Source organism: Duganella sp. CF458, from assembly GCF_900113115.1.
Lineage (GTDB): Bacteria > Pseudomonadota > Gammaproteobacteria > Burkholderiales > Burkholderiaceae_D > Rugamonas.
The window spans coordinates 403,378-425,900 of record NZ_FOOF01000002.1 but is presented as its reverse complement, the minus strand read 5'-3'; the positions used below and the strand labels follow the sequence as shown (position 1 = coordinate 425,900).

Genomic DNA, 22,523 nt, shown 5'->3' with positions numbered 1-22,523 from the left:
GACATCCGCCGCCGCAGCGCCATCGAGCCAGCAATCGGGCACATGAAAAATGACGGGCGCCTGCGGCGTAATTGGCTGAAAGGGACCGACGGCGATGCGTTCCATGCGCTGTTGTGCGGATGCGGGCACAACCTGCGCATGATCCTCAGGAAGCTACGGCTTCTTTTGGCCCAGATTTCCGCCGACCTAATGTCGTCACTGAACCTGGCGATACGCCGTCAGTCCCGATGGCAACTGACGTCGCTCTGAATTTTGATTTATTCAGACCGGACTATCGAGTCGAGCCAACACAGCTGGAACGTTTGAACGCCGACGCTATTTGCCGCGCAGTTGGGTAATCCCGCTCACTTTGGAATGCTGGATACAAGCGGCGGTGATCCAGCTACGTGGAGCCTCTCCCAGTATGCGTGTCCTTGTGTAGTCTTACTTCTGGTTGACACCGTGAAGCGAGTCCAAGGTGACCAAACCAATCAATGGTTGTTGACAGCCTAGAGTTCCGACATGCAATATTCTAGCCAATCTGCTCGGCGGGAGGGAGTTTCTTCGTGCCGGGCCATCGAATTCACCTCTCTGCGTTGGAGCTCCGTTGCAACATCTACATACCTTCGAAACCAAAGAAGAGGCTGAAGAGACTCTACTAAAGTTGTTGGGGCCGACGCGATTGGTCAGTGATCGAGACGGTACTGAAGTCATATACAAGGTGTTTGGTGAGTTGACGTGGAGAAATCTCTACGCTTTGGGCCTCCATAATCTTCCTGAGTTGAAAAGCGTTCTATCGCAGCGGGACTCTGGGGGAGGCTATGATAAGAACCGACACAGCGAGATTATCGCCGCACTCGAAAATATTTCGCGAGTGCTCGGACTGACGATTCCTGCCCACTGGCGGTGACGAGTGAACAAGTTGGGCAGTCCATGACTTCGAGGGCTTGAGGTACCGTCGCGCTAGACTCCACACCTTGTATTATGTGAATTGACGAAGCATTTCGACTTCAGATATCAAACTCCGCACAATGAAGAGCACATGCGCTGAACCGCGTCCGTCGCCGTGGCCACGCGCCCTTCCCTGATCGCCCGCCAGATATCGGTCACCGCTTTCGCATAGGCATCGCTTCCGAAGCTCGCCTCAGCGTCACTGATGGGAACGTATCGAATGCGCTTTCCGATTGCGGCACCGATCACGTCCGCCATCTCGGCATAGCTCAATGCTTTCGGCCCAGTGATCACCACGTCCTGGCGACGAAGATCGCGCGTAGTCATGGCATGGACGGCGATATCAGCGATGTCGGCCGGGTGGATGAAGGCGATCTTACCCTCACCGGTCTAGGACCGCAGTACGCGCTCGGTCTTGATCGCTTTCGCCCAATACAGCGCATTGGTCATGAAGCCTGCCGACCTGATGAAGGTGTAATCGAATCCGCTCTCGTGCACTGCCGTTTCACTCTTGGCATGCCAGGACCCCGTTCCAACGCCAGTCAAGACGTCCAGTGTCGAGAGTTTGACCAGGTGACTTACATCGGCTGTTTTGGCGGCACGCGCCGCTGCACGGTCGCGGGCGGCAAGATCGGGGCCGCTATTGAGGAGAAAGAGCGTGTCGATCCCGGCAAAGGCGGCGGCTAATGACAGCTGGCTTGCGCCCGAGTCGCCAACGCGTATGTCGACAGCGTCGCCAAACAGCGCGCGCGCCTTTGCTGTGTCGCGGACAAAGATGCAAGGCCGGATGCCACGTTTAATCAGACGGTGGGTTACCAGTGAGCCGATGTTTCCAGTTGCGCCTGTCACGAGATACTTCATGAACATAGCGCACTCCAGCCGCGGAGCACTTCACGCGCGATGCGCTTTTGCCCCTCAAGTAAAAGGTGGAGGCCATCGTCCATCAACAGTTCCTGCGCGGGCGGAGCACCCAGGGCTGAGAAAAGGTCGATCACTGGGTCGCCAAGGCCGCGCACATGGTTCGCAACCTGCGCCACGTCCGCGTTGCGGAAGCGGACGCCGAAGCGTGTCAAGCCCCAATGCGCTGCCATTTGTTCTTCGTTGACTGCAGGCGGCGTGATCCACAGGCGCTGCGCCTTGCATTCGCCTACGGCGCGGCTGCGCATTTCGGCGAGATTGCGCGCGGTTTCTTCGTGGCCGACGATCGTTTTGGTCGGCTTTGGTCCCTGCGTTCGGGCGTCGTTGATGCCCATGAAGAAGATCAACCAATCGGGCTGGCGCGAGAGGGACTCGCCAAGCCGCACTAGACCATGCGCTGTCGTTTCACCTGGGACTGCGTTGATGGTCACGCTCAAGGCGTCATCGGGCCGGCGCGCAGCGAGCAGTTCCGCCAGGATCACTGCCCAGGACTGCGGGTCGGCGGTCAGGCTGTCGCCGAATACGACGATTTGCGCGCCCTTGTGCAGCGGGAGTTGGTCGACCAGCTTTCCTATGCTTGGTTCGTCAAGCAGCGCGGCGGCAGCGTCCTTTGCGTTTTGACGCATCGCTTTGCGCTTTGATCGGTAAAGGTCGGGATCGATGCCGATGAGCGCGGCGAGATCGTCTTCGGCGAGCGTTGCAATTCCCGGCAACGAGCCCAGCGTCTTCTCGGGTTGCAGCGCTTTCATGAGCCATTGAATCTGTTCGTTTGACATGAGAACTCCTCTGTTGTGCCGTAGCTTAATGCTCGAAGAGGTAGGCCGTCAGCTCGCGTTACGAATTCATCAAGTCATTGAATTTATTGTCTAATTTGGAAGATTCTGAGTCTTTACTCGGATTCGCAGCGTGACAGGCAATTTTCATATGGACTAAATTCGGACTATAATTAGTCCACCTTCCGAGAGGTCACTATGGACATCACCGAGCAAATCAAGCCAATCTCCTACCTGAAATCAAACACCACGGAAATCGTCAGAAGATTTGATGAAGAGGATGTTGGTCCGATGATCATCACTCAAAACGGGGAAGCAAAGATGGTCGTCATCAGTATCAAGAGCTATCAAGAATCGCTAGAACGGCAGAAGATGTACCAGGAGCGCATGGCGCTGATGAAGTTGCTTGCCCTCGGTACCAAGGAAATTGAAGAAGGCAAATTTGTCTCTGAAGAAGAGTTCTTCGCCGAGATGGACAAGGCCAGATGACCAAGATCATTGTCCTTGATAGTGCAAAGACTGATTTTCAAGAGATCCAGGCCGGATTCAAAAAAACTCATTCAGCGGCAAGGCTTGAAGAATTCAAACAATCATTCAAAGACCTTTTCGCACAAATAAAACAATTTCCTCTCGCCGGTGTTGTTCCTGACGAATGCGTAGCCTTGGAGCTGGTGATCCGGCAAAGGATCACTGAAGGCACCAGAGTCATTTATGAGGTCAGGGACGACACAATCTTCATCCGCATGTTTCTCTCGACCGAGAGAGATTTCATGACGCATCTTGTCGAGCGGATGTTGAGGGCATAGCGACCGAATCGCAATTTTTCCAGTTCAGCTGCAATCCAGACAGTAATTTCCATGTCCATTCAATTCCAGATTTTCCCAGACCATTCAGGCGCCTTCGACTATTCCAGCAACGCCGCACGAGCTGCCGGTGAAAAGTTCGACGAGCTTGCCGACCTGTGGCAACAAGGCCGTTTGAGCGATAAGCGCCTCCAGGCCGCGCTTGAAGAGCAGCTGAAGCTGACTCCATGGCTGCTGGATGCGCACTGCTTCCTCGCGTCGAACTATTTCGACATGGACAAGCCAGTCAAAGCACTCGAAGCGGCGCAGCGCGGGCTCGACGCCGCCCATGACCTGATGCCTGAAGGGTTTCCTGGCAAGATCGAATGGGGTCACTTGGAAAACCGCCCGTACTTGCGGTTGCTGCAGATCGCGCTGCTTTGCCTTGCACGCCGCCGCAAGCACAAGGAGGCGGCGGAGATAGCCGTTCTGATGATGGCTCGTAACCCAAACGACAACCAGGGCGCGCGTTTCCTGGTTGGCTCAGAGCTGCTGCGTGCCGGCATGCGTAAGGAAGCCGCCGTCGTCCTGCAAGAGCAGGCCGCGGAATATCCTCCCTACTGGTATGAACTGGGCCTGTGCCACGCTATCGACGATAACTGGGTGGCTGCCGCGACTGCGTTCCGCCGCGGCTTCGCCGCTAATCACTACATTGCCGAGTTGCTGCTGAATGAAAGCCAGCCTCTGCCACTCCTGATTCATCACGGCAGCAACCTGGAAGATCCATCGACCGCCGCCGAGTACGTCGACATGTATGGCGAATTATGGCTGGCGCCAAATGGCGCGCAGCACTTCCTGCGATGGCTGTACAACCAATCGCAGGTGATGATTGAGCGCGCAGGTATCCTGGCCTGCAAGGAAGAACTGCTATGGGCGCCAAACAGTGCTGAAGCGGGCAAGATTGTTCAGCGGCGCGATACGTTGGCAAACAAGATTGACGACAAACTGTCCAAAGCGATTGTGCAGCAGCGCACCACCAGGCGCGGGCAAACTGGTTGGCCCTGGAATCTGGCGCTCGGCATGCTCTGAAGAAGCTAGTCGAGCTGTGGCCAAGAGATCTCGATGTTTCCGACCGGCACGTACTGCCTGTGCGATACTTGCACGATCTGAAGTTCGATTCATCAGGGCCCATGGAAAACCATGGGCTTTTTAATATTCAAGCCATTATCAAAATGAAAACAACGAAGTCCATCCTTCCGGCGCTACTGATTTCGCTTACCGCAAGCACTGCTGCCGTTGCGGCGACGCCTGACGTAACGGTCAAACAGATCGGCGCCACGTTCCTGGAAGCGCCGCCAGGTCGGGATAAGAACCTGACCCCGTTTGGAACGTTCGGGAACCAGGAGTCCGTGGAGACTCACGCTGTCGTCATCTTCAAAGACCGCGTTATCGCCGACATCCCGGTGTTCAGCAACGACGATTCCAAAATCACCGCGATGGCAATTCTCCCGAACAAGACCCAAACGTCGCTGGGACCAGTCAAGGCATCGAGCTTCCGCAAAGTGAGTGAGGACGGGAAGAAGACCCTGGTTTCGCTCTCGGTTTCCCGCCTTCCGGATGGCGGCGTGAGCGGCGTTGCCTTTAGCGGTTTTGTGAAGCTGCCTGTCGCAACTTCGATCACCCGCAACAGCGTGCCGTTCCAGCCGAAGGTTGGTGCCAAGCTTGACGTTGGCCTGGGCAATTCCGTCATTTCCAATATTGATTCGACGTCGATCACCCTGAGCGGCGATGATCGTTTGATGGGGATCGCAGCTGTGAAGATCGTCAAGGCGGATGGCTCCACGATCAGCGGCGAACGAGGAGCTTATTCGAGGCAAGGCGGCACCAATGGCACTACCGTGAGCGCACAATGGCGCTTCACTGGCCCGATCAGCGCCGGCAAAATCGAAGTCTCTTCGTATCGGGATCTCACGACGATTGAAGTTCCGATCAACTTGATCGTTGCCAAGCCATACTAACTGAGCGGGGAGCGGCTTTCCTGGCTTCCCCGCAGCTTCCTGCACTAGGCGCAATACAGCCTGACTGGAAGACATACAGAGCCAGAAGCCAAATTCCGTCAGAGATCCGCATACCTTGGCAGCAGGTCTTGATCAACCAAGCGGACTTCTATCGCGTTCGCGATTTTCACATGTTCCAGGTTCTCGTCGGAGAACGGCTCGTCAATGACGCTAACGACGATCGTGCCAATCTGTTTGTCTTTACCCTTCTCGTCCTTCCCTACCACGGGCACAAGGGCACGGGCCTCAGGAACCTGTTGTTGCGCCAGTGTCTGCGGGAGATACAGCATCCAGCTAACGCCAGGCCTGTCTTCAAAGACTTTATGATCGCTGTACCAGAACGGCCCAAAAGTACAAACACTTGGCTGCCAAATCGAAACTGCCTTGGTCAACCAGGAAGCCGGCACGCGCCAGTCTGCTACCTCTGGTTTCAGGCGAAGTGAGAATTCGACCGTATCTGGCCTGCCAAGAATATTTACACGAGAAGAGAGACCCGCGCTCTCTGCATCCTTTTCGGCTCCATTCCACAGCGAGATTGAGCGCAGGTCGTGGACGCCCAGGTTCTTTTGGCTCAAAACTGCCAGGGCCGCGGTAGTTGGGCCGTTGGCGTCGAACGCTTCATACATCTGCGCATCGGCCTTACTGCTACTCGAGCTTAGCCACCAGCGCTCAAGCAATTCGGAATACGGTGCGACAACGCGAGAGAACTCATATAGCTCATTTAATTGCGTCTCAACGTCTATCAATTTTGGCTGTCCCCTGCGGAAGGAGAGCTCCATTGCGGGAGGAGATTTCATGGTTGGAACACGACCTCAACATCGGGATATGCTGCGTTAATAATTCTGGAAAAATAGCGATAGCTAATAGGTTCCATGAAGTGCCATCTAAGCTGCACAGGTGGCCTCGGCATGGCTGCTGCAGCCTGGCGATAAGCCTCGTCAATGATTTTATCGGCACCATCCTTCCACCAAGGACGCACTTGGCGAAACATGTCGAAAAACTGATCGTAGCGAGCCTTTGCTTCTTTAAGCAGGCACTGTGCAGAGTCGAAGCCATCAAAGGTCACGCCATTGAAAAGCCATTCGGTCAGAAATCCTGTCGGAGCTGGTGGCATCTGCGCAATGCGAACCTGATAGGTAATTGAATCGTCGGACCAGCCAGCGGTATTCCTTAAGTACGGAGCCCCCTTGTCCGGCGGACAATTCTTGCATTTGCTACTGTCATCTGTGCATGCGTCCACCCGTGCAATCGGCGTGGATGCCGCTTTGTCGGCCGCTTCCTGACGCTTCTTTGCCGAGTCCACGGCAATTGAGCCCGCCACACCAACACCTAACCCAGCAAGCACGCGAGTGGCAGCCGCTTCAATTAATGGCACCGCTATGCTAGCCATTAGCCCATTCCTTTCAATTTATTCCGTACGACAGCCAGCAAATCGTCCAAGCGCTGTTCAGGCGACGCACCGGGGCGGCGAAGGTGAGCGGAGACTACTGGATCGGCATGAATACCTGGCGCATCCGCAGAAAGGTACATCAGACGGATCACATGTGGTGTCGACCGGAAGCCTAATCCCTTGGCAAAATTGAATGCTCCAAACATCCTGTCGTAGATTGCGGTCCTGCCTGGTACACCAGCCAGTTCTGGCCTACTCTCGAGGAACTGGTCGCAAACGACATCGACAAATTGGTTGGAGTCCCGGGCTCGTAGTGCTTCATATTGAGCATGACTCAACTTAAACATCCCTGCTCCCAATTCGGACGCGCTTCTCGCGATCAAGCAGCAAATGCCACTCAAAAATGTATCCGAAAAACTCACGCCGCTGCTCTGGGGTGAAAATTTTCACGAGGCTTGCCAATATGCGCGGATCCCAGAACCGCAACAGCGCCCGCCGCCCGTCAGGAAGCTCGGTCTCCAAGCGAAGCCTTAAAATCTGGGCGAGCGCCTGCATGTCTTGATGGGCAATCAGCCAACTTACGCCGTAGGACTTGCATTCGAAGCCAACCAGTTCCTCGATCAGTTCATTGTCAGCCGCCCCTGCATCGATAAGCCATGGACCGGCGAACGCCAATGGGGCATCCACTGTTTCCGAGAACAGCGCAATTGCGCATTGATTCGGCGAAAATCGCTTTCCCGTTTGCTCGAGATATTGCGCACCATCCAGCAGTCCGTATAACCCTAATGCCGGATGCTCTTGCTGCAGATAGTGCAGGCGATTCAAAACATCAAAAGAAGCCATCAATCGCGCACCACTAGAGCGCTGCCGGCAGCCGCCGCCTTGAGCAAACAGTCAAGGCATATGCCGGACTCAGTTGGCGCAGCCACTACGCTGGCCGCGGTAAGGGCCTCTGCTTTTTCGGCCGCTGCGGGGTCACCCGCTGAACTCTGGTTTCCCCACGTCGTCGTCACTTGGCTTGAAATCAGAGTCGCCCCGCAGGCGGTTTTGTCCAGATGACGTGCGTAACCGTTGCCCGCTCCATCGAACAAATCACCCGATGCGACAGTAATAGGAAAGGTCCCTTTGCATTTGGGGCAGAAAGTCATGTCGCCGAGCCGGGCGACATACTTCCCATGAATGTCGACAGTCATATCGGCACTAATTACAGTACCGCCGTGACTAGTTTTATCACCCATAACGATGAGAGGTCGGCTCAATCGAAACTCCTGGTATCTCGGCTGTTCGAGGGACAGCTTCTGGAACTGGTTGCAAAATAAATAATTTCCAATGATAACTAAGTTTTTTACTCACAGTCCACACAGTTGCGGCAACGCCAAGTGCCACGAGGCCCCGTCTGATTTCCGAAGGAATTAGAGGCAGGCGTGTTGCATATTTCTCTCCGCAGTTGACAGTTGATCAATAAACCCTGCCTCTGTGATAGTCTGTGCGGATGTCCTCAGCAATGACACTCGGCCGATTCAACAGCTTTCAGCGCGAACCGTGGCGACTGAGCTCTGCGCTCGTGATCTCCGGATTCGTTCACGCGCTGCTATTGAGCATTACCCTGGGCGGCCAGACATTCGGACTGCCCGCGCTCAAATTTCCTTGGCAAGAACGCCGACTGGGGGCTAACGATTTGCAGGTCTTGCTGCTGCCGGCACAAGAGCCTGCAGCGCCCATATCCGCACCGCTGCAACTGCCAGCCGAACCTGCAAGGCCAACAGTCCCCACGCCGGCACCGCCAGCAACCGAGAAGACCGCGCTTGTGGACACGGTGACGACAATGCCCATGTCATCGCCCGCAGTACCTCCCACACCGACAATTGCCCCAACTCCCGTTCCCGCGCCGGCACCAGAGCCCACAGTGGCATCTAAGCGCCCCGATGTTCCATTGCCAACGGCGCCCGCCGCACCGCCAATCGTTGCTCCAAGAACCAACGAGGCCCCACAAAAGCAGCCCGAACAGGAAGTCCAAGAGCGTTCGCTTGAACAGGCCAAGCTGGAGCAAGAGCGGCAAGCCGCAGAAAAACTGCGTCAATCTGAGCTAATCGCCGAAGCCCAGCGTGAAGCTACGCGCCAGGAGCAGCTCCGTCAGGAAAGCGCCCGCGTCGAACAGGCGGCCCGTTTCGAAGCCGCCCGCCTGGAGACCGAACGTCAGGAACTCGCTCGACAAGAGCTCGCACGCGCGGAGGCCGAGCGCGTGGAGGCCGCCCGCAAAGAGGCCATGCGCCAGGAGCAAATTAAGCAAGCGCAGCTCGAAGCCGCCCGGCAAGAGCAACTGCGACTGGATGCTGCGCGTGCGGAGCAGGTGGCCAAATTGGAGGCTGCACGTAGGGAGGCCGAACGTCAGGAACTCGCCCGACAGGAGAACGTCCGCCAAGAGCGCGCAACGCAAGAAGAAATGGCACGGCAAGAATTGGCCCGCCAGGACCTACAACGCGCCGAAACTGCGCGCTTGGAGGCGGCACGCAAAGAAGCAGCGCGACACGAACAAGCCAAGCAAGCGCAGCTCGAAGCAACACGCCAGGCGCAGCAACTGGAAGCAGCGCGCCAAGACGCCATCAGGCAAGAGGCGGCCCGACAAGAAGCGGCCAAACAAGAGGCTGCACGACTGGAGCAGGCCAAGCGCGAACTGGCGCAACGTGAAAAGGCCAAGCAAGAGGAAGAACGTGAAGAGCGCCTGCGCGCGATCGGCCGGCAACTCAACGAAGAGGCGGCCCAACGGGATGCAGCGGCGAAGAACCCATCACGCTCGCTACTTCCCACGGTTAGCGGCCTCCGCCGCGGTTGGCTCTTCGGACGAGCCGATCCAAACATTGATCTGGTTCAGTATGCAGAGGCGATGAGCAAGAAGTTTGAGCTGAACATGGCGTTCGACACGCTGCGCGAGGTGGTAAAACAGCGCCATGTGTCACCAATGGTGACGGTGGCAATCCGGGCTGACGGCTCCGTGGAAAAGGTGACGTTTGTTGTCTCCAGCGGCGTGACCGCAATCGACGAGGCAATCCGAAAAGTCATATCCAGCCAGGCGCCTTATGGTGCTTTTCCTCCTGCTCTCGCGCGTCAGTACGATGTCATTGAAATCCGTCGAACATGGGTGTTCGACACTGCCATTCGCTTGCAATAAGCTGGTTTCGACGCTGATTTTCATTGATGGTTATGAAGGCCGCGTGCTAGTCTCGGTCGCGTAAAGCGAACTTGAGACAACCGAATGAACAAGTCCAACAGCGTAGAGCTTCGAAAACTTCGTGAATCCGACCAGCGTCGTAAAGACATCATCAAGGCCGTACGTGCATTGATCAAAGCCGGCGGTGCACGCGAGATCACGCTTCGCAAAGTGGCGGAGAAGGCCGGGTTTTCGACAACCGTGGTCTACAACCTGTTCCAGAACAAAGCCACGCTGATTACACAGGCGATGGACAGCGACCTTCTCGACTTGGTGAAGGCCATGCGCAATGCCATGGATGCGAAGCTGCCGCTAATCGATAACATCCGCCGCGTGGGCCGGGCCTATGTGACCTTTGGCATGCGCCACCCCGATCAGTATGCGCTGGTCTTCATGGAGCGCCGGCCGCACGCGCCGGTGGAAAGCTCGCGCGTAGAACATGGCAACCAAGGGCAGGATCCGTATGCCTTTGCCTGTCAGCTCTTTGTCGACCTGGCTAGCACTGGGCAGATCCCGCCAGACCAGGCGGAAGCGATCGCTCAGATATTCTGGGAAGGCTTGCACGGGATGGTGTCGCTGCGCTTGGTATTCGGTGAGAACGAACCTTGGTTTGAGCATGACGAATTCAATCGGCATCTGGATGCGTTGATTGATGTGCTGCTAATAGGCATTCTGCATCGCTTCCGAGTTCATCCACAACTTGAAAAAAGTAACATACGCAGCTGACCATTTCTCATCTACATAATAGGATTGGCTAATGAGCTTCCTCGAGTACCTGCGAGATCGAAACAATAAAGAACTGAAGTTCCCCGTCTCAATGGGATTTTGTATCGAGAAATGGAACGACGCCTTCCACAAGCATTCAGACGGCGGTTCTCGTGACCAAAGTCTCCACGCCTTCGGACTTTTTCTACACCGAAGGCTGGAAAAGGTACGCGACTGCCTTCAACAACTTGAGCGGCAAACACACTTGCTGTCCGTTGCAGAAATAGGAACTCGCTTAGTGCGACAGTTGAATGATGGTTACCTCCGTCTCCAACTCCAAGGAGCCAGCGCATTTGAAGGCAAGCAGCATGTGTCGGCGGAAGAAATAACATATGGGCGTCCAGTAAAGAACATCCTAGGGGCACGATATACATTGCAAGAGTTACTCGAGCACCTGACAGATTCTTCACGACATGTCTTGCGTAGCGCAATGTCAAAGCGCCGCGGTTTTGGTATCGCCGAGCCTTCTCCTCCCGTCTGGGATGCAGAGCAGGCTTTGCAAGGCGCGATAACACTTGCTCAGTTCTATGACAACTTTGAAAGTCAATGGCAGAGCGCGCTCTGGTCTAACACTGAATTCCAGCTCTACGATTTTGGCTACTTGTATCACACATCCGAGGCGAACTCAGCACTGTCTATGCAGTCAACAATTGACCTCTCACGACGCGCTTTGAAGTACCATCGGGACGTTGACGAACTTCGAAAATTGAAGCTTACTGAAGCGACAATGGACGAGCTTTTCCTTCACCACGACCAAAGCGGAAATATTGAGGTTAAACGCCTAGGTGATCTACCCGAGCGATTACAACAACTTATCCTCTCACTCGCAATTCAACGCATCGCTATTACGGAAGAGAACTCGCTTGGTTTAATGCGGGAGAACCACGGGATCGTTACGGGTTTAACTGTTTGGCAGGTTTATGACGCGTGGCTCCGACTAGGCGGACTCGCCGCACAGAGCATGCTTGAGTCTAGTCGCTATGAACCAAATAGCTCCGAATACAACTCTTGCGTGGCCAAAACTCTTGACGAGGTAACTCTCGTCCGGACTTTAGCGCTGGCCTTGCGAATCAAAGCTGAGCAGGCTCAACGCGTAATTGACTACTTCGTTTTTGGTGGAAAAGTCGAGCAATCGCTGTGGCAACACCCGCTTCTACGACAAGAGAAGCAGCTATTGATCGCCTGGTTTCCCCTACTTGGATCTCATCCGATGAGATTAGTGACAAGCTGGGCCAAAGAGACCGAACACCTTCGAGTGGTTAACAGCAAACGAGGTCGAATGTTCGAACAGGACGTGGTAGACGCACTTTCAATTGCCTCTATCCGCTGTCCGCTTCAAGAAAAACCATTCGTTCTAGGGCCCGGACTTAACGTTGCGAACACGGCCGTTGGAGATATCGACGCATTGCTCATCTGGGGAGATACCGCGTTCGTGCTTGAGTGCCGAAATGTGATGCATCCAGCAACTGCACATGAATTCTGGGACGTAGAGTTTGGGCTACAAGCAAAGGTGTCACAAGCAATCAGAAAACGGGACCATTTGCGAGACTGCCCATCTGTCTTACGACAAATGATAATGTCTAGCCCATTTTCGAAACTATTGCGGGACATCAAAACTGTGGTAGGTGTCGTAGTATCCAACTCTTACATGTTGGAAGGCACCCGGGAGTTCGACCCCTATTTCGTGCATTTGGATACGCTATTCAACATCCTACTTGCAGCAGGACCGCAATTCGAAGATTTCGAAGAAGGGACGCATCAAACCGTGTTCCATGTAGATTCCTTCAATAAGGATCTGCAGGTTGGTGATGCGTTGACCCGAGCTATTGCAAAACCTGCAAAGGCCGAATATTACCGTCGAAGGCTCCGGCTGGAAGACTTCCCCATACCAGGGATTGATCAAACGGAGCCTGTCGGAGTGGCTAGCCGGTGGACGTTCAGTCCCCCAGAGATCGGAACACTTCGTAAAGTTCTGAGTGAATGTTCATTTGCTTCGCAAGTTGTTGCACGCCAAATGCCATCTTGACCCGCTTTAAGTTCAAATTCGATGCCGTTGCTTTTTTAGCATTCAAAATCCTGCGCCGATGTAAAAACATTGTTTTTTTATAGGTTCATCGTTATTCTCATTTGACGTTGTTCCACTTGAAGAAGGGGAGTCGATGCGAGCGTTGTTGGGCATGATAATGCTGGCGGGCCTGGGTGCCTGTTCTGTCTCCAAACAGGAACCGGCTGCGGCCGACCTGCAATGGGCTGAGACTTCCCGCCCACTCGAAGCACAGCTGGCGGAGCGCTACGAGCGTTCGTGCATGGTTTGCCACGGGCGGAACGGCAGTGGGGCGCCACTCGCTGGCTTTGCACCGCACTGGAAGCCGCGTCTCGACAAGGGCATCGACCAACTGGTGCGGCACGCAAGCGATGGCTTCAACGCCATGCCGGCCATGGGCCAGTGCAACGACTGCAGCGCGGATGATCTGCGCGCGCTTACCCTCTTCATGGCGAGGAGCGGATCATGAAGCAGCGTCGCTTATTCCTGAAAGCCGGCGCCATGGCCGCAGCGGCAGGTTTGCTTGCGGGCCGCGTGCAGGCTGCGCCGATGCAGCCACGCCCCTTCCGTTGGAAGAACTGGTCGGAAGTGCAACAATGCCAGGCGCAGTCACTCGCTACGCCTGCCGACGAACAGGCCCTGGCGGATCTGCTACGCAATGCCAGCGGTACGGTACGTTGTGTTGGCGCAGGCCATTCCTTCACTCCCCTGGTGCCTACCAACGGCACGATTGTTTCGCTCGAGCGAATGTCCGGCGTGCTGTCGCATGACAAGGCGGCCATGACCGCCACATTGCGCGCCGGCACCCGCCTAGCTGCGATTTCACGCGAGCTTGATGGCGTTGGGCTGGCCTTGCGCAACCTGCCGGATATCGACCTACAGTCGCTGGCCGGTGCCGTCAGCACCGGCACGCATGGCACGGGCGCAAATCTGCAGGCCATGCATGCGGACGTGATGGCGCTGCGCCTAGTCACGCCGCAAGGCCAGGTGGTGGAGTGGGACCAGGAGCGCCATCCAGAGCAAATGGCGGCGGCCCGCGTTTCCCTCGGCAGCCTGGGTGTGATCACGCAGGCGACAATGCGGGTAGTGCCGTCCTTCAGCCTGCACCGCAAGGTTTGGCTGCGCCCTTTGGGTGAAATGCTGGAGCAGGCGGGCGAGCTGGCGCGCAAGCATCGGCATTTTGAGTTCTACTACCTCCCCTTCACCGGTTATGCAGCGGCCATTGCGCACGACGAGTACCAAGGCAGCGATGTGCTGGTGCCGCATTCGCAGGATGAGGAGATGCTGAGCGATCTGCGCAAGCTACGCGACTGGCTCGGCAAGTTCCCGGATTTGCGGCGCTGGGCCGCGGGAAAACTGATCGATCCGGATCTGACCGAGGAGGCAAAGAACCGGTCGTGGAAGCTGCTTTCCACGGTGCGGCCAACGCGCTTCAACGAGACGGAATACCACGTGCCGCGCGAGGCGGGCATTGCCTGCGTACGCGAGATCGTCGCTGCGCTGGAGAAGCGCAATGAAGTGTTCTTCCCAATGGAGTTCCGTTTCATTAAAGGTGATGACGCCTGGCTCAGCCCCTTCCACAAGCGTGACAGTTGCTCCATTGCCGTGCACGCGGCGCACGGTGAGGCTTACGAATACCTTGTGACCGAACTGGGCCCAATCTTCCGCAAGCATGGCGGCAGACCGCACTGGGGCAAGCTGCACAACCTGACGGCGAAGGAACTGGCGGCGCTCTATCCGCGTTGGAACGACTTCTTGGCGCTGCGGCAGCAGATGGACCCGCAGGGCCGCATGCTTAATCCGCATTTGCGCTCGATGTTCGGGGTGGCGTGATGGTGGCGTTGAAACGACGAGCTGTGATTACGGCCATTGGCGCTGGGCTGGTAGGTGCCGCAGCGCTGGCGGTGCGCCCACGCGACAAGGGCGCGCCGCATGCGGAATACTTTGCGCGCGCGTCGAAGGCATTACGTGCGGCGGGCATTGCCACGCCAACCATGGTGATCGACCGCGACCGCCTGCAGGCCAATGCGCGGCAGGTGATGCGCAACGTGAATGGGCGCTTGCCATTGCGGCTCGTGGCCAAATCCCTGCCCTGCCTGTCTTTGCTTGATCTTCTGATGCAAGCCATGCAAACGCGCCGGCTGATGGTGTTCAACCTGCCCTACTTGCAGCAACTCGCTGCGCAGCGCCCGGATGTGGACCTCCTCCTGGGCAAACCTTTGCCAGTTGCAGCGGCGGCGGAGTTTTATCGGAGCTTCCAGCGTGGGCAGTTCCAGCCTGAGCGGCAGTTGCAGTGGCTGGTGGATACTCCGCAGCGCCTGGCACAGTATCGCGACCTGGCGATGGCGCAGCAACTGGATATGCGCGTCAGCCTGGAGATCGACGTGGGCCTTCACCGTGGCGGCGTGGATAGCGCCCAAATGCTGCAGCAGATGCTCGCCATCCTGCGTGAAGAGCCTCGCCTGCAATGGGCGGGGATCATGGGTTATGACGCGCACGTTGCCAAGCTTCCGTTGGCGAGCTTGCGGGAAAAGGCACTCACAGAAGCTAAAGCCATCTATCGCGATTATGCGGGTATCGCTACGCAGGGGATGCGCGCTTCGAGTGCGGCAGATGCGCTGGTGTTCAACGCTGGAGGTTCACCGACCTACCGGCTGCATGACGGTAGCGGGGCCGCCAATGAACTTGCGCTGGGCTCTGCACTCGTCAAGCCGAGCGACTTTGATACTGACCTGCTGCAGGATTTAACTCCTGCGGCTTTCATCGCTACACCTGTACTGAAGGCGGATCGACGGTTCCAGATGCCGATTGGCGTTGAAGTGCTGGGCGATGCGGCACGCGCTTGGGATGTGAACCAGGAACACGTCTACTTCGTCTATGGGGGCAACTGGATGGCTGATCCGGTGTCGCCAGCTGGGCTGGCGGCAAGCGGCCTTTACGGAAATTCGTCCAACCAGCAAGCCTTGCTGGGATCGGGGGCACAACAATTGCAGGCGGATGATTATGTTTTCTTCCGGCCGCGGCAAAGCGAGTCTGTGCTGCAGCAGTTCGGCGATATCGCTGTTATGGAGGATGGAAGAATTACAGAGCGCTGGGCGGTTATGGAAGCCATGCCTTAATTGACGATTCTGAAATCAAATCGAGGAAATTAGCTTCGCGCCGCATGCTGCCTGATCACCTGCATAGGCGACTGCTTTGCCTTTGTGCTTGCGCTCTGAGCTGCTAACTTTGACTGGGAACACACCTCGACACTTTGGGCAAATTGTCGCGTGCCCATCGCATACGATCGGCTTGCCTAAGACCGTGAAGCTGGGATCAGCCATGACGACTTTTCCGCCATGCGAAGTTGCGTCGCCAAGCCGAATTACTCCTTTTCCTTTCGAGTTCTTCATGTAGAGCCTCCCTCGTTATGCGATACGCTGGTCTTTCGCATTTCCATCATCCAGGCCGGCATTCAACGGCTTATCAGAGCCCTGGAAGCTTTTTCTGTAACGCCAGTAACCTGTCGGTTCCTTTAAGTCCGCGCAGAAGCCTGCGTATGAGTCATGGACGTAACTGTCAAAGAACTCAGTGAACCCATTTCCCGGCATTCCCGAAGCAATAGCTTGCTTCAACACTGCACCTGCCTCGTCCTCGAGTTCATCCGAAATGGCGACCGGCGTTACGAAATCCAAGACTGAAGGGCCTGCCTTATACACCATGTCTTTTACTGCATAAACACGCTCCGATCTCCCGCCTTTCGAGAGTAGGCGCTCTGCATCCGTTATCAACTTGCGATTTGCCCAAAGCAGCAGATGCTGGTCTTTCTTTGCGCGCCGGACATGGCCAACTTCGCTGTAGCGTTCTCGAATATGCCAACGCCAGGCAAGGTAAATTTTTGCCCAGTCTGCGAGAGTTCGTTTGTCAGCGCCATTTATGCTCAGGAACGACTTAAAGGCGGACTTAAGTTCTTTCGACACGGCAAACGGATCGTAGTGGGAACGCTTGTCCCTAGCAGAATCCTTGCTAAGTGGGACGCCGGCAGCAAGCGCATATTCGTACAAATGGTTAAGCGGAATCTGCGAGAGCTTCATTGCGTCGGCCAGCGGTGCTGCAATATTTGCCGCAATCCCAAGGTCACCTGGGGCATAGCCGCCGCCGACGTCGCTGTGAGATCCGGGATATGCGAACTCATGAAAATTTGGCGAATCCGCTCCTCCTTTGAAGATTGAGTCGACAGGAAAGTTCTTTCGAAATTCATGCATCGCAACGAAGTGCACGCAATTTTTCGCCTGGGATGGGATGCGTAGCGATTCGGGACGAGCCCATCCAGTGTGGCCACCTGTCGATTTTTTCAACGCGTTGGTGACCATCTCGACCAAGCCTGCAGAGGCGACGGTATCGAGCAATCCCATGAAGCGGATCGTTAGCGGAATGCCTGCAAATCTTCCGCTAACTAGGGTCTCGCAAAGCCACGTTGCATAGGCCCTGGCCTCGGCAGCTCCGCGAGAAAAGCCGAAAATGTCGATGACAATACTTTTCACCCGCACAGCTGATCTTCGTGACGTCTTTTCAAGATCTGCTGTTTCTCTGAAAAAATAGGCTTGTCGCCGTCGACCAAGATCGTCGCCAAGTTCCTGTAGGCCGCATGCGAGCCCCATATTCAGCAGTGTTTGCTCTTTTGCCTTCGACGTCACTAAGTTGTACTGACAGAGTACGTTCAATTGGTCCTTGGTAAATGCCGGCTTCTGCGGATCTATGAAATGGCGAACAAATTCTAGTGTCTTCAGCAAAGCGTACAAAACCCGCGCTTCACAACCGATGCCAAATGCGGTCCCGCGCCATCCTTCGGCTTCCGCACCTATCTCAGCGAATCTCGTGCCGACACCAGGGACATAGAGTCGCGAGATTCCTTCTTCTGGCCGTCGTGGATATGACTTCCAAAGCCGAGCAATGTTGGAGTCTCCTAGCACCGCTTTGTCGCGCTCATAGTTATTGTCAGTACCGTCGAAGAACAAGCCAAATTGAAGTGCGACCTCACATTCCGTTGATTTAGCGCTGCCAGCGTTGAACTCATTCATCCTTTTCAGAAATGGTTCTGGTCCCGCAGACGCAAACAGATTCGTCTCCATCATGGCCATCTTCTCCTCCGTTCTTTCCACCGTTCGCGCTCTTCGAGAATGTCGGCTTCTTCTTTGGCCGTAAAGGCCTCGCTGACTTTTTGGCCAACTATCGCATTTGCTTCAGCGTTCGTGATGCTCTTCTCTATGTCCTTCTTGTCCCGGAAATCGCGAATTCCTGGCGCAACCCTTATCTTCCCGCCATTAAAGAAGTGAACAAAGACATCGTCGGCTTCTTCATATCGTTCCACCGGGACCTTTGCACGATAGATTCCAACAAGTTTTACTTTTTCCCAGTCAAAGTGCTCCTTGTCATCTAATGGAGACTCCGTCCAGTCACTTACAATCCAACGGACATCAACCACCATTCCTGGCCGCCAGCGTCTAGGTAACCATACGCAGCACATTCCCATATCTGCGTATCCATCAAAGCCAGAATTTCCATAAGCGAGCCGGTCTACGTAAAACTCATCGATTCGATGGTTTGGCGGGAAATAATGCACAGCGTCGATCGATACCCAGACCTTGTCCTCATCTTGTGTACCCCAATAGATCAAGGCACCACTGATCATGACTACCAACGAAAGTGGCCATCTGTACTCGGCGAAGAACCTCATGGCCGCCCTTCTTCTTGCGACGCGGCTGCGCGCTCAATAGTCCGCCGCACAAGTACCGGGTCGTCTTGGGAAAGGATCTGCATTAGAGAAGGTAGATCTAGCAGGCGCCCCTTTGTGTCAAATACCGCTCGCGCAAATATTAGAAGAGTCGACGAATCTACCTGCCCAGAGTCTCTCCATATTTTCAGAATTTTTGCAGCAAGTTCAATCTCCAATTGCGGAGTCGGTGCCCAAAGATGATCGTTACGCATTGCTCGTAGATTAGACATGAGGTGATCAGGTTCATGTGATTTTTCCAGAGCGGCAATTTGATGCGCTGAGAATTTGAGTGGAGTATCCACTGGTTCAACGTCTTCAGGGGCAGGCAGTTCAACGAGCCGGCCGTCGCGCGAGTGAAATCGCCAACGACGAATTGGCTTATGGATCGCGGCCCATTGTTCCGGACTCATTACCTCTTGAATCCAAGGGATGGCAATACCATCCGCAAGCCGTAATGTGAGTTCTCCTCTGGCTTCGTCTACTACGTAGCCGAATTGGCGAAGGTGGTCTGCAAGTTCCATAGCGGAGAGCTTGGTGTCGATAAATGAAACGTGAATCCCGGTCCGTAAAAAATTCGACATTGCCATTACAATATCGATCTTGTTTCCGAGGTAGGCCGACTCAATATCGACTATGAATGGACTAACATCCCACGCTGGCCGCTCGTAGATTGAGACCATCCAACTAGGACGGTGCTTACTCTTCGTCCAAGGCTTCTGCTCTGCATCCATCATTAGGGATGCATCCATAAGCGCATATGTCGAGTAGTCGTTCATTTTGATGGCGCGAATGGGCTATGGCTTTGAGCAGCAATCGCCAGACATGGAACACAGACCTTGTGAACTTGCTTATCCCCGGGGAATTGCAAGACTTTTCCTTTCCCGGAAAACGTCTGATGATCGGCCGCATACATATGGTGGCTCCCGCTCGTATAGCCTTTTATTCCACCTGAGGTCAGCTCTATCTCAGATCCGCCACCATTTATACGGACGCCCTTCTTCGCGCTGATAGTTATCCACTCCGAGGTACTGATAATTTCGACGACCTTCTTCGCGAGAACTTCCATCTGATCTGCTTGCGCCTGAATAGAAACCTTTCCGCCCGCCGAAATCGCGTTGAGCGTTCCTTCATTCGAAAACAGATTGATATCTTGGGCCGCTCGAATCGCTGTGTTTTCACCAGTCGAGAGGGAAATATTCGTGGACGTGCCAAGATCGATATCTTTCGCAGCTACGACCGAAAATCCAGCATCGCTTCCATGAACTATGCCCATCGTTGCAGCTAAAGCGACCATCGGAACAGGTTGCCGCGTCTCAAACGTCCTCAGGTCGACGAGTGCCTTTTCTAACTGCGCTACCGTCTGACGGTCCCCAGCGTTTTCCGTAGCGCGTACATTCAGCTCTTTAGCCAGCTTGACGATGCCCTCGAAAAGAGAAGTCAATCTTTCGGCGTCCATCTGCTGTCCTTCAGTTGGGCTGGATCGCTCTGTGGTCACGATAATTCCGGCCTCACCGCGGACGGCAACACTTTTGTCGCTACGCAATTCAACGCCTTCGCCTCGCCGCCCTGCACCTCCATCCGTACGAGGCATTGTTAAGTACCCCAAGTTCAGTTGAGAGGATCCATGGTCGCTCGCAAATTGCGCACCGACCTCGCTCGTCGTATCGTCAAAGCGCAGTTGGTTGCCTTGGCTTCCGCGAATCTCACGGCTTCTAATTCCAGAAACATATCGGTTACCTGGCAAGTCTCCTGCTTGGCTCAACGCTGGTGGTTGCGCAATCTCGTTGTACGCCTGGCCGACAACCACTGGCCGATCCGGGTCGCCAGCGAGAAACGCCACCAACACTTCACTTCCGACACGCGGCAGATATAAGCTTCCGCATTGATTTGAGCTTCCTGGTCCATTTCCAGCCCAGGCACTTGCGACACGTACCCACGCCGAGTCGGCATCGTTGTCGGCAGCGCCCGCTCCTTGCGCGTGTTCATGATCGGCGGGCCGCGTACTGCGAAATCGAATCTTCACACGGCCCAATTCGTCGCAATAGACCTCTTCGCCCGCTGGACCTACAACGATGGCGCTCTGCATCGGAACATTGGGAACTTCGACTCGCGGGTCGTATCCCGGCACAATCGAAATTCCGCGGCGCACTGCCGTGAGAGCGATCCTTACGCGCGTACTTGCTTGATTCGGATCGAAGTACGACAACCCATCGCCCGTGAGCCAACGGTTTCGCGAGAAAACACGTTGAACCCGTTCTGCAAGCCCTTGGGAAAGATTGCTTGAAACCGCACGCTGCATCGAAGTTAGGACAAAGTCGCGGTCACCGTCAGCGTGGCCGTCAATCTCTGGATGGCCATCAAGCGTGAAGTATTCTCCAACACACATGTCACGTACGCTGCCCTCGCCGTGAAAGCACTTTGAATCAAGGTCGTGGCGATTCATGGCCAACTCGCCCAGCCGGCACAAGTCGTCGTAATCGTCGCCTGCATGCGGCGACAGAACTTGGTAGTCATCCAGGCTAGCGGCCATTTCGTTACCCGACTCGCCCTGGTCTGCATTGCCTTGGGTAACGGCAAGCATGAAGTCCGTACTCCGTGGATTCCTGTAGTCCCAGCTGAAACGGGTCACGCTGGCAGGTTGAAGTGTGCGAACCGCGCACCAGGAATTGATGGTGTCGCGTTCTTCGGTGGATGCATCGCGGTGATAGCGCACCAGGCCTGCGGCGCTCGGCAACAAACTATCCGGATGATTGAACAGCACCATCGTATGCGATGGCGAGTTGCCTTGGTCCGCGCGGAAGTACCATGCAATGCCGCGGCGCTTGAGCAACCGCCGGATGAACGCGGCGTCTGATTCGTTGTATTGCATGGTGAATTCACGCTGCGGATAGACCTGGTGCGCGAACAATTCGTCCATCTCGTAGTGGAAGCAGGTGCCGATGATCGGATTCGTCTGCATCCATTCGTCCAGGATCAGCGTGACGATCTCCACCTCGTTCTTGTTGCGGAAAACGCGAGTGTTGGTACGCTTCTCCATGATGGAGAGCGCGTCGCGCAGCACCAGTTGGTAGCTGGCCAGACCGCCATCGCTATCTCCGGCGCGAGCTTCGGTAACGATGCCGCAAATGCTGCGCAGGTCTCCACGGTCGGTAACGATGTCGATTGCCACCGGCAGCGCAATCAACTCCTTCAACGGGATGAAGGCATCGAGCGAGACGCACATGATGCGGTATTCAACACTGCCGCAGATTGCTTCGGTACCGTGCACCACCTGCGGCAATAGCACGTCTTCCAGCATCTGGGTGGGATGGGCCAGTCGCAGGCGCAGTGGACGGTTGTCAGTGATCAGGTCCTTGTCTTGCTGGAAGAAGCTGAGCAGGGCATTGTCCACGGCAGGCTCCGTTCGTCTGGTTGACGCGAGAGGCCAGTTTGCGCGTGTAAATTTTGTCGACGTTGATCTTCAGCAAATCGTGCGCGGGTTATTGAGTTACCCTGTGAATCCGTCTTCCACCCGCGCGGAGAAACCGGGGCGCTACGCCCGTGGGCGTATAATGCGCATTACATCCCTCATGTTAAATGCGCACCGTAAAGTCTTGTGAAATCAGCGCTGTCCACACCAATGATGCCAGGTAAGAAGGCAACTAACATTACACTGTCCATGGTGATCAGCGGGTTAGCAACAAAGATTGTGGTGCCGCTACGACCTCTGACGGCTTTTTCCTCCATTGCTTTGCCGCCGGACCTGCTTCCCATCATCCCAATCGATGGCGAAGACTATGTGCTGGATACGCCGCAACTCGGCGCCATTCCGATCGGAGAACTGAAAACCAGGATCGCTTCGGCGCGGGAAAGCCAGGTTACTATTCAGGCTGCGCTGGACCGGGCCTTTGGTGCGGATTGA

Annotated in this window: 24 protein-coding genes and 1 pseudogene; 12 read left to right on the top strand and 13 right to left on the bottom strand. The window is 55.4% G+C overall.

Annotated features, from left to right (window positions below):
• A pseudogene (locus BM269_RS05180) lies at positions 1-249 on the top strand (hypothetical protein); the annotation flags it as partial.
• A gap of 747 nt (positions 250-996) precedes the next feature.
• On the opposite strand, the gene BM269_RS05170 reads toward BM269_RS05180, so the two are convergent.
• The 3 genes from BM269_RS05170 to BM269_RS05160 form a co-directional block, all read right to left on the bottom strand.
• On the bottom strand, positions 997-1,257 hold the full coding sequence (locus tag BM269_RS05170; protein WP_090435952.1) for a Rossmann-fold NAD(P)-binding domain-containing protein: 261 nt from the start codon (positions 1,255-1,257) through the stop codon (positions 997-999).
• A gap of 63 nt (positions 1,258-1,320) precedes the next feature.
• The gene (locus tag BM269_RS05165; RefSeq protein ID WP_090435951.1) at positions 1,321-1,797 is read right to left on the bottom strand and encodes an SDR family oxidoreductase; all 477 of its coding nucleotides are present in this window, start codon (positions 1,795-1,797) and stop codon (positions 1,321-1,323) included.
• On the bottom strand, positions 1,788-2,624 hold the full coding sequence (locus tag BM269_RS05160) for an SGNH/GDSL hydrolase family protein (RefSeq protein WP_090435950.1): 837 nt from the start codon (positions 2,622-2,624) through the stop codon (positions 1,788-1,790). The genes BM269_RS05165 and BM269_RS05160 overlap by 10 nt, the downstream gene beginning before the upstream one ends.
• A gap of 195 nt (positions 2,625-2,819) precedes the next feature.
• Here BM269_RS05160 and BM269_RS05155 point away from each other — a divergent pair, with 195 nt between their 5' ends.
• The 4 genes from BM269_RS05155 to BM269_RS05140 all read left to right on the top strand — a co-directional run bounded on the left by BM269_RS05155 (position 2,820) and on the right by BM269_RS05140 (position 5,421).
• A complete protein-coding gene (locus BM269_RS05155; RefSeq protein ID WP_090435949.1) occupies positions 2,820-3,110 on the top strand; it encodes a type II toxin-antitoxin system Phd/YefM family antitoxin in 291 nt (96 codons plus the stop codon).
• The gene (locus BM269_RS05150; RefSeq protein WP_090435948.1) at positions 3,107-3,427 is read left to right on the top strand and encodes a type II toxin-antitoxin system RelE/ParE family toxin; all 321 of its coding nucleotides are present in this window, start codon (positions 3,107-3,109) and stop codon (positions 3,425-3,427) included. The genes BM269_RS05155 and BM269_RS05150 overlap by 4 nt, the downstream gene beginning before the upstream one ends.
• A gap of 51 nt (positions 3,428-3,478) precedes the next feature.
• Positions 3,479-4,492 (top strand): tetratricopeptide repeat protein, encoded by a 1,014-nt coding sequence (locus BM269_RS05145; RefSeq protein WP_090435947.1) that lies wholly within the window; start codon positions 3,479-3,481, stop codon positions 4,490-4,492.
• Between the two features lie 68 nt (positions 4,493-4,560).
• Entirely contained in the window at positions 4,561-5,421 is an 861-nt protein-coding gene (locus BM269_RS05140; protein ID WP_139232669.1) for a hypothetical protein, read from the top strand.
• 98 nt (positions 5,422-5,519) lie between these two features.
• On the opposite strand, the gene BM269_RS05135 is transcribed toward BM269_RS05140, so the two are convergent.
• Genes BM269_RS05135 through BM269_RS05115 form a run of 5 tightly spaced genes read right to left on the bottom strand, consistent with a single transcriptional unit; the run spans position 5,520 to position 8,109 of the window.
• The gene (locus tag BM269_RS05135) at positions 5,520-6,257 is read right to left on the bottom strand and encodes an immunity 52 family protein (RefSeq protein ID WP_090435945.1); all 738 of its coding nucleotides are present in this window, start codon (positions 6,255-6,257) and stop codon (positions 5,520-5,522) included.
• Positions 6,254-6,850: a restriction endonuclease fold toxin 5 domain-containing protein gene (locus tag BM269_RS05130; protein WP_170860284.1), complete on the bottom strand. Its 597-nt coding sequence runs from the start codon at positions 6,848-6,850 to the stop codon at positions 6,254-6,256. The genes BM269_RS05135 and BM269_RS05130 overlap by 4 nt, the downstream gene beginning before the upstream one ends.
• Entirely contained in the window at positions 6,850-7,197 is a 348-nt protein-coding gene (locus BM269_RS05125; RefSeq protein WP_090435944.1) for a hypothetical protein, read from the bottom strand. The genes BM269_RS05130 and BM269_RS05125 overlap by 1 nt, the downstream gene beginning before the upstream one ends.
• Positions 7,190-7,693: a DUF4123 domain-containing protein gene (locus BM269_RS05120; RefSeq protein WP_090435943.1), complete on the bottom strand. Its 504-nt coding sequence runs from the start codon at positions 7,691-7,693 to the stop codon at positions 7,190-7,192. Before BM269_RS05120 ends, BM269_RS05125 begins: the two co-directional genes overlap by 8 nt.
• On the bottom strand, positions 7,693-8,109 hold the full coding sequence (locus tag BM269_RS05115) for a PAAR domain-containing protein (protein ID WP_090435942.1): 417 nt from the start codon (positions 8,107-8,109) through the stop codon (positions 7,693-7,695). The genes BM269_RS05120 and BM269_RS05115 overlap by 1 nt, the downstream gene beginning before the upstream one ends.
• Positions 8,110-8,756: 647 nt before the next feature.
• On the opposite strand from BM269_RS05115, the gene BM269_RS05110 reads away from it, so the two are divergent.
• The 6 genes from BM269_RS05110 (at position 8,757) to BM269_RS05085 (ending at position 15,986) form a co-directional block, all read left to right on the top strand.
• Positions 8,757-10,019, top strand: coding sequence for a TonB C-terminal domain-containing protein (locus BM269_RS05110; protein ID WP_170860283.1), 1,263 nt, complete (start codon positions 8,757-8,759; stop codon positions 10,017-10,019).
• An 84-nt stretch (positions 10,020-10,103) separates the two neighbouring features.
• Complete coding sequence (locus BM269_RS05105; RefSeq protein WP_090435940.1) at positions 10,104-10,784, top strand: TetR/AcrR family transcriptional regulator; 681 nt, start codon at positions 10,104-10,106, stop codon at positions 10,782-10,784.
• 31 nt (positions 10,785-10,815) lie between these two features.
• On the top strand, positions 10,816-12,849 hold the full coding sequence (locus BM269_RS05100; protein WP_139232668.1) for a hypothetical protein: 2,034 nt from the start codon (positions 10,816-10,818) through the stop codon (positions 12,847-12,849).
• Between the two features lie 133 nt (positions 12,850-12,982).
• A complete protein-coding gene (locus BM269_RS05095) occupies positions 12,983-13,336 on the top strand; it encodes a c-type cytochrome (RefSeq protein WP_211482662.1) in 354 nt (117 codons plus the stop codon).
• Positions 13,333-14,700, top strand: a complete 1,368-nt coding sequence (locus BM269_RS05090; protein WP_090435938.1) for a D-arabinono-1,4-lactone oxidase — start codon at positions 13,333-13,335, stop codon at positions 14,698-14,700. Before BM269_RS05095 ends, BM269_RS05090 begins: the two co-directional genes overlap by 4 nt.
• Positions 14,700-15,986 carry an alanine racemase gene (locus BM269_RS05085; protein WP_090435937.1) on the top strand — a complete coding sequence of 429 codons (1,287 nt, stop codon included), beginning with the start codon at positions 14,700-14,702 and terminating at the stop codon, positions 15,984-15,986. The genes BM269_RS05090 and BM269_RS05085 overlap by 1 nt, the downstream gene beginning before the upstream one ends.
• Before the next feature lie 15 nt (positions 15,987-16,001).
• Here the strand turns inward: BM269_RS05085 and BM269_RS05080 are convergent, their stop codons facing one another.
• Genes BM269_RS05080 through BM269_RS05060 form a run of 5 tightly spaced genes read right to left on the bottom strand, consistent with a single transcriptional unit; the run spans position 16,002 to position 22,013 of the window.
• Complete coding sequence (locus tag BM269_RS05080; protein WP_090435936.1) at positions 16,002-16,259, bottom strand: PAAR domain-containing protein; 258 nt, start codon at positions 16,257-16,259, stop codon at positions 16,002-16,004.
• Between the two features lie 15 nt (positions 16,260-16,274).
• Positions 16,275-17,981 carry a T6SS phospholipase effector Tle1-like catalytic domain-containing protein gene (locus BM269_RS05075; RefSeq protein ID WP_170860282.1) on the bottom strand — a complete coding sequence of 569 codons (1,707 nt, stop codon included), beginning with the start codon at positions 17,979-17,981 and terminating at the stop codon, positions 16,275-16,277.
• A complete protein-coding gene (locus BM269_RS05070) occupies positions 17,978-18,583 on the bottom strand; it encodes a DUF3304 domain-containing protein (RefSeq protein WP_090435934.1) in 606 nt (201 codons plus the stop codon). The genes BM269_RS05075 and BM269_RS05070 overlap by 4 nt, the downstream gene beginning before the upstream one ends.
• Positions 18,580-19,398, bottom strand: coding sequence for a DUF4123 domain-containing protein (locus BM269_RS05065; protein ID WP_090435933.1), 819 nt, complete (start codon positions 19,396-19,398; stop codon positions 18,580-18,582). The genes BM269_RS05070 and BM269_RS05065 overlap by 4 nt, the downstream gene beginning before the upstream one ends.
• A complete protein-coding gene (locus tag BM269_RS05060) occupies positions 19,395-22,013 on the bottom strand; it encodes a type VI secretion system Vgr family protein (RefSeq protein WP_090435932.1) in 2,619 nt (872 codons plus the stop codon). The genes BM269_RS05065 and BM269_RS05060 overlap by 4 nt, the downstream gene beginning before the upstream one ends.
• Before the next feature lie 204 nt (positions 22,014-22,217).
• On the opposite strand from BM269_RS05060, the gene BM269_RS05055 reads away from it, so the two are divergent.
• Complete coding sequence (locus BM269_RS05055) at positions 22,218-22,523, top strand: CcdB family protein (RefSeq protein ID WP_139232667.1); 306 nt, start codon at positions 22,218-22,220, stop codon at positions 22,521-22,523.